The organism is Aestuariispira ectoiniformans (genome assembly GCF_025136295.1).
GTDB classification, from domain to species: domain Bacteria; phylum Pseudomonadota; class Alphaproteobacteria; order UBA8366; family Aestuariispiraceae; genus Aestuariispira_A; species Aestuariispira_A ectoiniformans.
Window position 1 is genome coordinate 3,904,012 of the sequence record NZ_CP062788.1, and the last position, 14,350, is coordinate 3,918,361.

The following is a 14,350-nucleotide window of genomic DNA, read 5'->3' on the forward strand; positions in this document are numbered from 1 at the left end:
TTATGGCTTGCGAGCATCCCGGACATTCTCACACGGCCGATAATTTCGAAACTTCTGGTAATACCGGATTTATAAATCGCCTCAAGAATCTGGATCGTGTGGTGCTGGCCTTCGTCCTGTTGATGGCCGTTGTCGGCATTGCCACACCGCAGCAATTCTGGCCCTCACTCAGTTTTGTCGGGAACAGCCTGGCAGACATCGCCCCCTTCCTCCTGCTGTCAATTGCCATTGCGGCAGGCGTGAAGGCGACAGGGGCGGATCAGTTGATCGGGGCCGCCTTCCGCGCCAATGCAGGCAAGGCGGTGATGGTCGCCGCGCTGGTAGGCGCCCTGTCCCCCTTCTGCTCATGCGGTGTGGTGCCGCTGATCGCTGCCCTGCTGGCCGCGGGCGTGCCGCTTGGTCCGGTCATGGCCTTCTGGCTTGCCTCCCCCGTGATCGACCCGGAAATGATGCTGGTGACCGCCGGCGTTCTGGGCGTGGAATTCACTGTCGCCAAAACCCTGTCGGCCATCGTAATTGGCGCTGTCGGCGGTTATGCCACGGTAGCGATCCAGAAGGCGGGCGGCTTTTCCGATCCCCTGCGCGGGATCGAGGTTTCCACCTGCGGCACCAGCGCCATCACCAAACCGGCCAAACCTCATTGGAAATTCTGGGACGACAAGGACCGGATGAAAGACTTTGTCGGTGAGTTCCGCCGCACCGGCTGGTTCCTGCTGAAATGGCTGTCGATCGCCTTCCTGCTGGAAGGCCTGATGACCAACAACCTGCCCATGGATAATATCGGGCAAACCCTGGCCGGCCTGGGCCTCTGGTCCATTCCCGCGGCGGCCTTTGTCGGCGTACCGGCCTATCTGAACGGTTATGCCGCAATCCCGCTGGCGGATACCCTGATGCAGATGGGCCTGAGCAAGGGTGCGGCACTCAGCTTCATGGTGGGCGGCGGCATCACCTGCATTCCGGCCATGGTCGCGGTGAAGGCCATGACCAGACTGCCGGTCTTCCTGACCTATGTGGCAATCGCCTTGACCGGTTCGGTCGCCGTCGGCCTACTCTATGCCCTGTGGGGCGGCGTTATCGGCTGACGCCTCAGCCCTTCTGCAATGCCCGCCATATCCGTTCCGGTGTGGCGGGCATATCTATGTCGTCATGGCCCAGGGCATCACAGATGGCATTCATAACCGCGCCCGGCGCGCCAATGCAGCCCACTTCGCCAGCCCCCTTCATGCCCAGACTATTAGCCGCCGTCGGCACATCAGCCTCTACCAGATCGAAATCCGGCAGGTCATCAGCGCGCGGCAGACAGTAATCCATGAAGGAACCGCTCAACATCTGGCCGCTGTCGGGGTCATAGACGGTGTTTTCCAGAAAGACCGGACCGATCCCCTGCGCCAGCCCGCCATGAAGCTGTCCGTTGGCAATCAGCGGGTTCAGCCTGCGGCCCAGATCGTCGACGGCGGTGAATTTATCCAGACGCACACGGCCCGTTTCCGGGTCGATTTCAACCTCCGCCACATAGGCGCCATGGGGTACGGTCTGGTGGTCACCCTCAAAATGGGCAAGCCCCGCACATTGCCCGGCCTTTTCCTCCGACAAATCTGCCGCCAACTCGAACAGGCTGACGGACTTATCGGTGCCGACCACCGCGAAGCCGCCTTTCGAATATTCCAGGTCCAGCGGAGAGGCCTCCAGGTGGTCCGCCGCCAGGCCACGGGCATTCTCCAGCAGATTTGCCGTGGCCCGCGTGATCGTGGTCGCCGCGATGGGCAGTGAACTGGACCCGCCGGTGCCGCCGCCCTGCGCCACTTCTTCCGTATCCCCTTCGATGATGCGGATACGGCCGGGGTCAATTTCCAGGCGGTCGGCGACCAATTGCGCAAAGGCCGTCTCATGCCCCTGGCCGGAGGCCTGCACGCCGGTTTTCACCAGCACCTCGCCTTCGGTCGTAACGATAACCTCGCTGAGTTCCGGCCCCGCATCGCCGCCGGTCAGATGCAGATAAAGACCGACCCCGATCCCCCGGCGCAGCCCGTTTGCCGCAGCCGCCGCTCGCCGCGCTTCAAAGCCTGCCCAGTCACCGGCTTGCAGCGCCTGATCCAGGACCACCTCGAAACGGGCCGAATCGTAGGTGTTATTATTGGCCGCCTTATAGGGCATGGCGCTTTCCGGGATCAGATTACAGCGGCGCAACTCCACCCGGTCAATACCGATCTCCCGCGCCGCCTTGTCCAGCAACCGCTCGACCAGCGCCACCGATTCCGGCTTTCCCGCCCCACGATAGGCGTCGGTCGGGGCCATGTTCGTATAGACACCTTTGGACGTAATATGCAGCGCGGGCAGGTGGTAGACATGCCCGGCAGGCTTGGCAAACCCTGTGGAGACGATCGACGGTCCCAAGGCGGAGGCATAAGCCCCGATATTGCCGATATTGTCGATCCGAAGGCCCAGAATCTTCCCTTGGCCGTCGAAGGCGGCGGTTGCGGTGCTGACATCGTCACGGCCATGGGCATCGGTCAGGAAGGCATCCTGACGGCTAGCGACCCAACGCACCGGTCGCCCCAGATCCTTAGAGGCAAAAAGCACCATGCTCTGTTCCGGGAAATTCACCAGTTTCATGCCGAAACTGCCGCCAACATCCTTGGTAATCACCCGCAGTTGATCTTCAGAAACACCCAATGTCTCCGCCACCACGTTGCGCATGAAATGCACGCCCTGCGTCTGGGTGTGCAGGGTGTAATGACCGGTCGCACTGTCGTATTCGCCAACGGCGGAACGTGTTTCCAGCGGGCTGATAACGACGCGGTTGGCGGTTGCCGTGATAGACACCACATGGGCGGCCGCATCCATGGCCGTCTCCACAGCCGTGCGATCCCCCATCGACCAGTTGAAGGCAACATCGTCGGATTTCGCCGGTTCCACGCAATGGTCCTGATCGTCGTAATCAACGTCGATCAATTCCAATGCATCCAGCGCCGCCTCCGGCGTCTCCGCCACGATCATCGCCACTGCATCGCCGACGAAACGCACCTCATCAACGGACAGCGGAAGACGCAGGCGCGCTTTGAACGGCGTGCCATCCGCACTGTCGATCGGGGTCTTGCAAGGCAATGGCTTCAGGCCCGCCTCAACCACGTCCTTACCGGTATAGATCGCCAGAACACCTGGCACATCGCGGGCGTCATCCAGGTCGATTTTGGAAATTTTCGCATGGGCAACGGGAGAGCGCAGCATCACCGCATGGGCCATGCCCGGCAGGTGGATATCTTCCACATAATTGCCCTGTCCGGTCAAAAGGCGCTTGTCTTCCAAACGCGGCAGCGGCTGTCCCGTCCACATATATTCCATCCCTGTTTCACAGTTGACGCCGGTTGGCCTTCCCCACCGGCCGGCTATTTTGTGGCGATCCTATCAAGGGGTTTCCGGCCGGGCAATCAATGCGCTATGTCTGTCTCGTCAGGACTATTTGAATTTCCGTTCCAAAACCACATATATTAGCCAGGCATAAGCCACGCCCGCCCGGCGCAGTATCAGGTAAGGACAAGACAGGCACAATGGCGCGACCGAAGACATTTGATCCCGAACAGGCCCTGGACCAGGCCGTGGAACTATTCTGGTGCAAAGGGTTTGAGAATACTTCCATGCAGGACCTTGTGGACAGGATGGGCATCAACCGGGGCAGTCTCTACGACACATTCGGTGACAAGCACGCCCTCTATCTGAAGGCACTGGACCGGTATATCAATCGCCACTCCATCCGGCTTGTTGCCGAACAGGAGGCCGGAAAGCCCGCCCGCGATATCCTCCGCAGCATGCTCTACCGCCTTGCCGACTGCACCACGGAAGAATGCCCGGAATTGAAACGCGGCTGCCTGATGACCAACACCATCTGTGAGCTTTGCACCCGCGACGGCGATGTTGCCACCGTCGTCCGAGACAGCCTGCAACGCATGGAAGACGCCGTTGCCGGCATTATTGCCGAAGGGCAGGCCCAGGGCCAGATAGCCCCCGACAAGGACAGTCGCGCCCTGGCGCGTTTTTTCCTGACCACCCTGCAGGGCATGCAGGTTATGCGGAAGGCGCACACATCTCCTGACGTCCTGCGCCAGATCGCCAATCAGGCGCTCAGCCTGATTTAACTGTTTCCAGCACCATTATAGCCATAAGAAAAAGCGCCGGACCTGATCGGGCCCGACGCTAATTCATTCCAGTCTTTTAACTGGCCGGAACCTACCTCGGTTCACTCATCAGACCTTTGACCGTTGCGAAGGCCGCAACCAAAAGCACGATGGCAAACGGAAAGCCTGTGGACACAGCCATGGCCTGCAAGGCAGTCAGACCACCGCCCAGCAACAGTGCAATAGCAACCAGACCTTCGAAGGAAGCCCAGAAAACACGCTGTGGCGTCGGCGCATCGACCTTGCCGCCCGCAGTGATCGTATCAATCACCAGCGAGCCGGAATCCGACGAGGTCACGAAGAAGACGATCACCAGCACGATACCAAGGAATGACGTGATCATCGTCAGCGGAAGTTCCTTGAACATGGTGAACAGCTTCAGTTCCAGCGGCGCTTCGGTAACCGCCATGTAGCCATCCTTGATAATCTGGTCCAACGCCACACCCCCAAAGGCCGTCATCCAGAGAACGCAGACCAGCGACGGGATCAACAGCACGCAGGTGATGAATTCGCGCACCGTACGCCCCCGGGACACACGGGCAATGAACATGCCGACAAACGGTGACCAGGAAATCCACCAGGCCCAGTAGAAGGATGTCCAGCCCTGGGAGAAATTGGTGTCTTCACGGCCAATCGGATTGGACAGCGCCGGAAGTTCCGTCACATAGGCAACCAGATTGTCGACAAAACCGGTGAGAATCGCCAGTGTCGGCCCGACAATGATCACGAACAGCAGCAACAGAGCCGCCAGAACCATATTGATCTCCGACAGGCGTTTAACCCCGGCCTCAAGGCCTGCCACAACGGAAGTAAGCGCCAGGGCTGTAATCCCGATAATCAGCAAAATCTTGTAAGTGTCGGAAACCGGCATACCGAAGAGGAAGTTCAGACCCGCATTCGCCTGTGAAGCCCCAAGGCCAAGCGACGTCGCCAATCCGAACAAAGTCGCAAAAACGGCAAGGATGTCGATGACATGGCCCGTCCAGCCCCAGACACGTTCCCCGAAAATCGGATAGAACATGGACCGGATCGTCAACGGCAGCCCCTTGTTATAGGCAAACAGCGCCAGCCCTAACGCGACGATTGCATATACCGCCCAGGGATGCAGCCCCCAGTGGAAAATGGTGGCCGCCATGGCAAGTGCGCTTGCCTTGGCCGAATCGCCTTCAGCACCACCCAAAGGCGCCCAGTCGGTCCGCACACCGTCCTCGCCAACCGTAATCCCGCCCATTGACGAACTGAAATGCGAGATCGGCTCGGCCACACCATAGAACATCAGGCCGATACCCATACCGGCCGCAAACAGCATGGAGAACCAGCCCGAATAGGAGAAATCGGGCTTTGCCTCCATACCACCCAGCCGGACCTTGCCCAGCGGCGATACGACAAGCCCCAGACACAGGATCACAAAGATGTTGCCTGCGCTCAGGAAGAACCAGTCGAATGTGGATGTCAGCCAGCCTCTCAAATGGCCGAAAAGTTCCCCGGCATCTTCCTTGAACGCCAGGGTCAGGAAGACGAAAGCGACAATCGTCAAACCTGAAATCAAAAAGACCGGATTGTGAATATCTAAACCGAATGGACCGATGTTCGCCTGGATATTATCCTGGCCGATCTCGTAGTCGGTGTCGATGACATCAGCAGCACCATCAGGTGTCAGGATATCATTATCTTCTGCCATGATCGTCCCCCTACTTGGTTATAAATTTGGTCTACCCCTAAGTCAGATCGATCAATCTGCCCGCCCTGAAATTGTCTCAGAAAGCGCAGGGGTCGGTCAATTCCCTAAGATTTTTTCCAGAATTCAGCGGGAAGGCGCACAAATCAACCCTTCCATATATTTAACGAATATGTTAATTAATATATACGTTAAATAAAAAAGTGAGCATAGCAGGCTATATGGACAAGTTGAGTAGCACCTTTGCCGCCCTGGCCGACCCGACCCGCCGCGCCATTCTGGCCCGGCTGGCGGAAGGCAGCGCCACGGTCAACGAATTGGCCGAGCCCTTCTCCATTTCGCTGCCGGCCGTCTCCCGGCACCTGAAAGTTCTGGAGCAGGCGGAATTGATCAGCCGCGAAGCAGTGGCCCAGAAAAGGCGCTGCACCCTACGCCCGGAAAACCTGCGCGATGCGGCCAACTGGATCGAAGATCATGCCCGGTTCTGGACCGAGAGCCTGGACCGGCTGGACAGTTATCTGGACACAATAGACATGGACACCCAAACAGGGGAGGAAGCACAGGATGACCGACGCAGTCACGGCAACAAGACCGGAACCGCCGACGAAAAGTAATATCGAGACGCTGACGATCGAGCGGAAATTCAAGCAACCGCCCAACGTGGTCTTCAAGGCCTGGACCGATCCGACCGCCTTGCGGCAATGGGTTGGGCCATTGCATTTCACCTGCCCAGCGGCAGAAATGGATGCACGGGTCGGCGGCAGCTATGTCTTTCCCATGATATCGGCCGACGGGAAATTTTTCACCGTCCGCGGTGTTATCAAAGACCTTATCCCCAACGCGCTTATGCGCTTTTCCTGGGCCTGGGACCAGGAGGACGGTTCAGCCGGCAGGATGATGGAAGTGACCCTGGAATTTCGGAAGTCCGGCAGCGGCACCCTCCTCATTCTTCATCAAAGCAACTTCATCGACGAGGAGGCCCGTACCTCGCACAACCACGGCTGGCAGGGTTGCCTCGATTCCCTGGCCGCTTATCTGGAAGAATGATCCATGCACAAACTGCAAATTCTAGGCATGCCGCAAAGCACCTTCGTTCGTACAGCCTGTATGGCCGCGATTGAAAAAGGCATTGATTATGAGTTGATCGAAACCATGCCGCAAAGCGATGCCATGAAGGCAATTCACCCCGCAGGCAAGATGCCGGTCATGAGCCATGGCGACGTGCATCTGTTCGAAACCCTCGCGATCACCCATTATATCGACCACGCCTTTGACGGGCCTGCCCTGCACCCGGCCAACCCGCTCAAGCAGGCCAAGATGTATCAATGGATCAGCTTCTCCAATGACCGGTTGTACCAGGTGATCGCCCGCGGGATATTGCTGCCGAGATTTTTCCCCAAAACCGAGGACGGACAGCCGGATATGGCCCTGATCAATCAGTCGGTCGAGGAGGCCCGCCCCCTGATTGCCGCCCTTGAACAGGCCTATGACGGCCATGATTATCTTTTAGGTGAGGAATGTTCGCTGGCAGATCTGTTTGTCGCCCCGATCCTCTACTACCTCTACGTCGTTCCGGAAGGAGGCGATCTGTTCGCCAACACCCCCAATATCGAGCGCGCCGCAAACGCCATGAAAGAGCGAGAAAGCTTTATCAAATCCGCCCCGCCGCCCCTGCCTCAGGCTGCTGATTAATTATTATCCCGGCAGCAGCCTCTGCCGCTGCCGGGCCATTATTGGGGAAGAAACATGACAGATCATCACAAGCGGTTTCCCGGAGAAGACGATGACTACCGTTCCTGCCGCCTGGGCCTGCTGGAGCAGGAGATCAAATTACGAAAGAAGATCGAAGCGGTTGCCAAGCAACGCCGTCAACTGCCCCTCGGCGGCAAAATCCCGGAGAATTATACCTTCGATGAAATTCGGGACGGACTGACGGTCCACACCCAATTCTCCGACCTGTTTGAGGCGGACAAGGACACCCTGCTTCTATATAGCTTCATGTTCCCGCCGGGCGGCACGCCCTGCCCCGGATGCACCTCCCTCACGGACAGCTATCACGGTGACCTGGTCCATTTGCAACAGCGCGTGAATTTCGCCGCCGTCGCAAAGACCGACATTGCAACCTTCCGCGCCTGGGGCCAGGAACGCGGATGGCATAACTTGCGTATGCTCTCATCTGCCGGGAACAGCTTTAACCGCGACTATCACGCGGAAAACGAAGAGGGATCCCAGGCCCCCCTGATGCATGTTTTCAAGCGTACTGCGAAGGGTATCCACCATTTCTACACCACGGAGTTGCTCTTCGTTCCTCCCGAACCGGGCCAGCACCCCCGCCATGCTGACTGCATGTGGTCACTTTGGAACATGCTGGATTTGACTCCGGAGGGAAGGCCAGACTGGAACCCATCCCTCCGGTATGACTAGCCCTCATTCGCAACAAAGCTCAGCGCCTGGCGAGCAGTGCGCAGCACATGTTTTCGCTTCAGCGTTGCATTGAGAAACCGGTTCCCGGCCGCCAACAGCATTTGCGCGGCCGGGCCATCGGGCGAGGCTTCATATTCCTCACGGATCGCCGCCGTCGTCTTCACCAGATGACAGGCAACAATATATTCAAACTGGGCATGATCGAAAAAGCCGTGCTCCACCTCGGCAAAGAAGGCCCTGGGGTCGGACAGATACCAGCGATCCGCCACATAGCCCTTATCGACAAAACCCGCATTGCGGCCGATGAAACAGCCCATCTGCAACAGCCCCTGCGGCCATAATTCCGGAAAACGCGAACATTGCACATGCACCGCGTTGGCAAAGGTCAGGCCATGGGTAAAGCTGAGAAAGCTTTGATTGGCGGCCACATTGCGGTCCGTGTGAAACTGATGCGCTTCATCGAAATGCAACATATTCCAGGCGAGCGCACCAAGCGCCGCATCAAACAGCGCCGCGGTGTTGGAGGAGGATGCCTGCATCCGTTCCAGAACCTTGGCCACCGAACGGCCGGTCAACTCATCCCAGACAACCGGCTCGTCATCCCACGTCGCCTGCCCCCAGGATTGTAGTGCCGGCGCATAGGCTCGGAATTCCGGAATCAAATCCTCCCGCCGCCCATAGATCAGTGACCGCACCAGCGCCAGCAAAAGCGGTTCTGCCACATCCGCGCCCAACCGGTCGATCAGGCCCATGGTCTTGTAGACGTATATCAGGCTGTGACCAAAATCCAGGAAGTGGTCAAGGGCCGCACGGGTCAGGGCCTCTTCAAAATCCCGGTGGGTCATACCGCAGGCCAGACCACCACGGATCATACCAATGGCTGTCTCCTCATCCTCTGCATCCACCGCCCGGACAAAGCCATCGACCGTGAAGTCCACCAACTTCACAGGATAGGGATAAATTTTTTCACGCCGCGTATCCCAGGCCATATGGGCGACCACCTCTACGACAGGGATCAGGGCCAGTGCCTCGTCGTCTGCACCATAACGGTCGCGCAGCGTCAGCCAGTCCAGTGCCGCACCATAGGCGTGGGTCGCGCCGAATTCCATCCGGTCATGGGTCCAGTGAATGGTCCTGCGCAATGCATCCAGCGGATCACCGCCCGCCTTCACCAGGCGCGCGATTTCGCGGGCCATACGGTCGTATTCATGATCGTCGAAACAATCCAGAAGATTGTCCAGCGCCTTGCCGATCGCCTGTTCGGGCGACGGATCACTGACGTCCAAAAGCAAGTCCCCACCATCCAGCCGGGCCGGGTAGGTGCGGACCTGATCGCCGCCGACCATGGTCTCGCCACTTTCCAGATCAAACTTCCAGTTGTGCCAGTTGCAGGTAAGGACACAGCCTTCGGTCAACGTGCCCTCAGACAGCGGATAACCTTCGTGAGGGCATTTGTTATTACAGGCGAATATTCCCTTTTCCCCCTGAAAGACCGCGATCTGGCGTCCCCCTTCCTTCACCAGGATGCGGCCCTTTTCCGCCAGCTTTTCCGCAGCACCCTTAATTCGTAATTCCCGTTCAGCCATCATCCGTCTCCATCGTCCAGATTATACCAGTTTTTCAGTGGCCCTGCCTGCCCGCATCGCTGTCCAGGCCGTCGCGGGAAAAATCAGGATTGCCGCACCGGCCAGATAGAGCATCAGGCCGTCACCCTGCCACACGTCCACCATCACACCTGCCGTGGATGGCCCGACCAGCACGCCAACGTTATACATGGCGGAAAAGGCCGCACTGCCCACAGCCAGAGCATGACCCTTGAAGAAATGTCCGACCAACAACACGCCCATGCCATATAACGCACTGCCTGCCGTGCCCCAGAAAAGGAAATAGATAATCCCCGCGGGCTCCGCGGTCAGGAAGTGCTGATAGCCCAGGATCATGAGGAATTCCCCAAGCGTCAGCCCCGCCACCAGGGCCAGCCTGTTCATCCGGTCCGCCAGCCATCCCATGGGATATTGGCTGAGCATTCCCCCAACCCCCAGCAGGCCCAGCAGCAGGAAAATGTCCTTCTCACCCACCCCCGCAGGCACAAGCGGCAGGAAGGCATGGGTCGCCTCATAGCTGGCCGACATCACCAGATTGATCACCATCGGCAGGGGCGCGAACAGCAAACAGGCGATAAGACCGCCCTTCCCTTTGCTCTTTTCAACGCTGTAACTACCGCCATCCGCCAGCATCACCGGTATCAGGCAGATCAGACAGAGGCCCGCGCCGATCAGAAAAGGCTCAATGGTCGCAGTGCCGGTCAGGGCAAGGATAAGCGGCCCAATCGCCAGGCCCGCGCTGCCCGCCGTGGCATAGACGCCAATTACCCGCCCCCGGCTATGGTCTTCGGCCAGATCATGGATCCAGGCCTCGCTGACAACCCAGAGCGCACAGGCCGCCGCCCCGGCGAAGGCCCGCAAGACAAACCACCCCGACAGACTTTCCATCACCGTAAACAAGGGAAACACCACACCAATTGTAACCAGAGCCGTGATCAGGATTGGTTTTGCGCCGAAACGCGAAAGCAGGGCGGGAAAGAATGGCGCGACCAGGACACCCGCCAGTGGCTGCACCGCCGTATTCAGCCCGATTACAGTCTCCGTAATGCCCATGGCATCCAGCCGCACCGCCAAAAGCGGCAGCGACAGCGAGTAGACCATATTCACCACGAACATCGCCGCGATCACGCAAGCCAGATTGAACCTCTTGGAATGCCCCATGCCCTCTTTCCCTCACTCGCCCTCGACAACGCCATCAGCGGCGGCTGCGCAGGCGTTTGATATCGTCCCGCTGAATCCCCAGATCGCGCAGCACATGATTGGACAACGCATCGGGGTAAATGGTTTTTTTCCGACGCCGGAACAAATGCGCCAGCCTCAGAACTTTTGTCATTGCACGCATGTTTCTCATCAGCTTCACCATTCAATTTAATAAAGTTTTTTCTTTATAAAACATATGACCGAAGAAATTTGACTTAATCAAGAAAAATCTTTAGAAAAATGTTTATGAGCAAACCACAATCCAAACCGAAGGATGTGAAGGGCCGCCGCCGCATCCAGGAAATCCTGAAAACCGAAGGACCGCAGGAAGCCGCCGTGCTGGCGGAAAAGCTGGGGGTTTCGGCCATGGCCGTGCGCCAGCATCTTTATGCGATGCAGGAAGAAAAGCTGGTCACCTTTACGGAGGAACCGCGCCCCAAGGGCCGCCCGGCCAAGCTGTGGCAACTGACGGAAGAGGCCAACCGGCTTTTCCCCGATGCCCATGCGGACCTGACAATCAACCTGATCGAGGTGATGAAGGAAACCTTTGGAGAAGACGGTCTCAACAAGTTTCTCGATGCCCGTGCTGCCAAGCAGGTCGCAGACTATCGAACGCGAATGGAGGGTACGGACGACCTGCGCGACCGGCTGGTCAAACTGGCCCGAATTCGTGAGGACGAAGGCTATATGGCCTGTGTCACGGAAGATGACGACGGCCTGCTGTTTGTTGAAAACCACTGCCCCATCTGTGCGGCCGCCCATGCCTGCAGCGGCCTTTGCGCCATGGAACTCAAGGTCTTCCAACTGGTGATGGGCTCAGGCGTGGACGTCAGCCGCACCGACCACATCCTGGCAGGCGCGCGCCGCTGTGCCTATCGGATAACGCCAAAGGCCCGGACATAAAAAAAACGCCTGCAGGCATAACCCGCAGGCGCTTCTTCAAAAGATCGAAATCGGATCAGACTTTACGCCGACGCGCAAAAACCATCCCGAACAGGCCGAGCCCCAGAAGGCCGAACATGCCCGGTGCCGGAACCGCCTTTGCACCGTTGATCACGATATTATCGAACTGATGGAAGGGACCTTCCTGAACCCAGGAAACCCGCAGAAGGTCGGAAAACACGCTGTCAAAGAAGAAGGTTTCAAAACCCAGCGTACCATCCAGGGTAAAGGTCTGACTAACTGTGCCCCCGCCGAGCAGCGTCCCGATGAAAGTCACGTTAGCACTGTTGTTTCCATTCAATTCGGATAAGTCGATGGAGGTCAGGTCAAAGGCCGAACCGTTATCGGCCACCAGCTCGATCCCACCGCCAATCGTATTGTTGAAAAGCGCCGTGGACCCGGCGTAGCGGAATTCCTTTGTACCGAATGTCGCGAAAGACTGGCTGCCCCCCAGGTTGTGCAGGGAGTATCCGTCTTCGGAATAGTTCCAGCCCGCAGAATTGACGCTGCTGTTATTCTGTTCCAGGCTCTGGAAATCAATAACAGTGGCTTCCGCCGCCATGCCGCTCGCAAACAGAACCGTTGTTGCCAGCGCCACGCCCGTGGCCAAATTTTTCATAGCTTTCAACATATTCGCCCCTTAAGAACAGCCCATAGACACTGAGGCACATTGCAGCAATACATGTGCCAAAGCACTTTTTCTTTTATTTTCAGATTATTATCCAAAACCCTCACGACCCAACCGTCAAGAAACCCGACATTAGATTTCTATCCATCAGGCAGCTTGTAATCAGGCTTTGCGGCGGCGGCCCAGTCCAATGCCAATCAACCCCAGCCCAAGGAGCCCCACAGCCCCCGGTGCGGGCACGGCCTGCGTCGCATAGGCCGCCGTTTCGACGTGAGAGAGCGCACCAGAAGACTCAGGAGAATGACGGGTGGGTGCGAAATGTTCTGACTGAATGGCGGCTGCTCGGGAAGGGCCATGCAGCACAATCGCGCCTGCCAATACCAAAGCCACCGCGGGCAGGGCCCTTCGCATACAAATCATTGCTATTCCCCCCAAAAAAGAACGTACATCAATGGGGATAATTCAATTATCATGCCACACGCATAAGTTGATTTTCTTCAACAGGTTGCTAATTGCGGCAAGCAGGCAATGTAAAGGATACCGACACCCGGAAGCAGTCCTCCCTCCACGCCATTCCGAAAGGATTCCATCAAAAGACGAACCGAAAAAAAACGCCTGCGGCAATACCTGCAGGCGTTTCCCAGTCAGATCATTGTGTGATCAGGCCTTGCGGCGACGCGCAAACCCAAGTCCGAACAGTCCCAGCCCCAGCAGGCCCAGTGCCCCCGGCGCCGGGACGGCTGATGCGGCATTGACCACAATATTATCGAACATGTGATAATCAGCCTGCTGCACCCAGGTAACATCCAGAAGATTGTTGAATGCGGCGGTAAATAAGAAGGTTTCAAAGCCCAACACGCCATCCAGCGAGAACGTCTGGGTAACGGTTCCTCCGCCCAGCAGATGCCCAATAAAGGTAACATCGACGTCAGTGCCGTAGCCAGCACCGAATTCTGTCAGATCAATAGAGTTCAGGGAAAATACGGCCCCACCGTCAGCCGTCAGCTTGTTAGTGCCGTTGGGAGTGTCATTAAACAGCGCCGTAGAACCATAATAGCGTGATGCGGCAGTGCCGTAGGACTTCAATCCAAATGTACTCAAACTGGCAACTGTGAAACCATCTTCGGAATAGCTATATCCCGCATCGTGTGCATTGTTGTCGTTAACTTCCAGTCCCTGGAAATCAATCACCGTTGCCTGTGCTGACATGGCACCGCCAAAGGCAGCCGCAACAGCAAAGGCCGCACCCATGGCCCAATGTTTAAAAGAATTCATCTCATCCCCCCTGAATTGGTTTATTTGGAACTGGGACGGGTAGCCGCAATATTTGGGCCAAAATACTAATCGTTTATTATCAGTCACTTAATTCAGCGGTCGATCAACGTTGAAAAGAATACCGACATTAGCATTCTATCTATTATTGAAGATTCACGAAGGCAACTGCATCCAACAAGGACGAAAAAAGCCCTCCGGCGTGGCGGAGGGCTTTCTCGTCAAATTCTACGGGCGGGCGCTGTCAGGAGCGGGTCAGCCCCATATCCCGCAGCAGGTATTCCGGCAGCCCGTCCAGATGTTCTTTTGCCAGAACCATCTGCCACTTACGGGCAGCCCAGCGAACGGGCGTCTCAAGACTACGCATCAGGCCGAAGCCGAAAAAGCCATGAGCGATGCGGGTATCAATTGCGTTCATGATGCGTCCTCC

At 57.5% G+C, this 14,350-nt stretch carries 16 protein-coding genes; 7 read left to right on the forward strand and 9 right to left on the reverse strand.

Annotated features, from left to right (window positions below):
- The first annotated feature begins 101 nt into the window (after window positions 1–101).
- Window positions 102–1,082, forward strand: a complete 981-nt coding sequence (locus IF205_RS18365; RefSeq protein ID WP_259780806.1) for a permease — start codon at window positions 102–104, stop codon at window positions 1,080–1,082.
- A 4-nt stretch (window positions 1,083–1,086) separates the two neighbouring features.
- Here IF205_RS18365 and IF205_RS18370 read toward each other — a convergent pair whose 3' ends face one another.
- On the reverse strand, window positions 1,087–3,333 hold the full coding sequence (locus IF205_RS18370; RefSeq protein WP_259780807.1) for a xanthine dehydrogenase family protein molybdopterin-binding subunit: 2,247 nt from the start codon (window positions 3,331–3,333) through the stop codon (window positions 1,087–1,089).
- A gap of 215 nt (window positions 3,334–3,548) precedes the next feature.
- On the opposite strand from IF205_RS18370, the gene IF205_RS18375 reads away from it, so the two are divergent.
- Window positions 3,549–4,133, forward strand: coding sequence for a TetR/AcrR family transcriptional regulator (locus tag IF205_RS18375; protein ID WP_259780808.1), 585 nt, complete (start codon window positions 3,549–3,551; stop codon window positions 4,131–4,133).
- A gap of 91 nt (window positions 4,134–4,224) precedes the next feature.
- Here IF205_RS18375 and IF205_RS18380 read toward each other — a convergent pair whose 3' ends face one another.
- The gene (locus tag IF205_RS18380) at window positions 4,225–5,853 is read right to left on the reverse strand and encodes a BCCT family transporter (RefSeq protein ID WP_259780809.1); all 1,629 of its coding nucleotides are present in this window, start codon (window positions 5,851–5,853) and stop codon (window positions 4,225–4,227) included.
- Window positions 5,854–6,071: 218 nt separating this feature from the next.
- Between IF205_RS18380 and IF205_RS18385 the strand changes: the two genes are divergently transcribed.
- The 4 genes from IF205_RS18385 to IF205_RS18400 are packed head-to-tail and all read left to right on the forward strand — an operon-like array spanning window position 6,072 to window position 8,274.
- On the forward strand, window positions 6,072–6,464 hold the full coding sequence (locus tag IF205_RS18385) for an ArsR/SmtB family transcription factor (RefSeq protein ID WP_259780810.1): 393 nt from the start codon (window positions 6,072–6,074) through the stop codon (window positions 6,462–6,464).
- Window positions 6,415–6,897 carry an SRPBCC family protein gene (locus IF205_RS18390; protein WP_259780811.1) on the forward strand — a complete coding sequence of 161 codons (483 nt, stop codon included), beginning with the start codon at window positions 6,415–6,417 and terminating at the stop codon, window positions 6,895–6,897. Before IF205_RS18385 ends, IF205_RS18390 begins: the two co-directional genes overlap by 50 nt.
- Window positions 6,898–6,900: 3 nt before the next feature.
- The gene (locus IF205_RS18395; RefSeq protein ID WP_259780812.1) at window positions 6,901–7,542 is read left to right on the forward strand and encodes a glutathione S-transferase family protein; all 642 of its coding nucleotides are present in this window, start codon (window positions 6,901–6,903) and stop codon (window positions 7,540–7,542) included.
- A gap of 54 nt (window positions 7,543–7,596) precedes the next feature.
- The gene (locus IF205_RS18400) at window positions 7,597–8,274 is read left to right on the forward strand and encodes a DUF899 family protein (RefSeq protein ID WP_259780813.1); all 678 of its coding nucleotides are present in this window, start codon (window positions 7,597–7,599) and stop codon (window positions 8,272–8,274) included.
- Here IF205_RS18400 and IF205_RS18405 read toward each other — a convergent pair.
- The 3 genes from IF205_RS18405 to IF205_RS18415 are packed head-to-tail and all read right to left on the reverse strand — an operon-like array spanning window position 8,271 to window position 11,211.
- Window positions 8,271–9,863, reverse strand: a complete 1,593-nt coding sequence (locus IF205_RS18405; protein ID WP_259780814.1) for a Rieske (2Fe-2S) protein — start codon at window positions 9,861–9,863, stop codon at window positions 8,271–8,273. The genes IF205_RS18400 and IF205_RS18405 overlap by 4 nt on opposite strands.
- An 18-nt stretch (window positions 9,864–9,881) precedes the next feature.
- Entirely contained in the window at window positions 9,882–11,039 is a 1,158-nt protein-coding gene (locus IF205_RS18410; RefSeq protein WP_259780815.1) for an MFS transporter, read from the reverse strand.
- 34 nt (window positions 11,040–11,073) lie between these two features.
- Window positions 11,074–11,211, reverse strand: a complete 138-nt coding sequence (locus IF205_RS18415) for a YjiS-like domain-containing protein (protein WP_259780816.1) — start codon at window positions 11,209–11,211, stop codon at window positions 11,074–11,076.
- A gap of 113 nt (window positions 11,212–11,324) precedes the next feature.
- On the opposite strand from IF205_RS18415, the gene IF205_RS18420 reads away from it, so the two are divergent.
- Window positions 11,325–11,981, forward strand: a complete 657-nt coding sequence (locus IF205_RS18420) for a helix-turn-helix transcriptional regulator (RefSeq protein ID WP_259780817.1) — start codon at window positions 11,325–11,327, stop codon at window positions 11,979–11,981.
- A 55-nt stretch (window positions 11,982–12,036) separates the two neighbouring features.
- Here IF205_RS18420 and IF205_RS18425 read toward each other — a convergent pair whose 3' ends face one another.
- From IF205_RS18425 to IF205_RS18440, 4 genes are all read right to left on the reverse strand, one after another.
- A complete protein-coding gene (locus IF205_RS18425) occupies window positions 12,037–12,639 on the reverse strand; it encodes a PEP-CTERM sorting domain-containing protein (protein ID WP_259780818.1) in 603 nt (200 codons plus the stop codon).
- Window positions 12,640–12,810: 171 nt separating this feature from the next.
- Window positions 12,811–13,068, reverse strand: coding sequence for a PEP-CTERM sorting domain-containing protein (locus IF205_RS18430; protein ID WP_259780819.1), 258 nt, complete (start codon window positions 13,066–13,068; stop codon window positions 12,811–12,813).
- A 240-nt stretch (window positions 13,069–13,308) separates the two neighbouring features.
- A complete protein-coding gene (locus IF205_RS18435; RefSeq protein ID WP_259780820.1) occupies window positions 13,309–13,923 on the reverse strand; it encodes a PEP-CTERM sorting domain-containing protein in 615 nt (204 codons plus the stop codon).
- Window positions 13,924–14,164: 241 nt separating this feature from the next.
- On the reverse strand, window positions 14,165–14,338 hold the full coding sequence (locus tag IF205_RS18440; RefSeq protein ID WP_259780821.1) for a hypothetical protein: 174 nt from the start codon (window positions 14,336–14,338) through the stop codon (window positions 14,165–14,167).
- Window positions 14,339–14,350 lie beyond the last annotated feature (12 nt).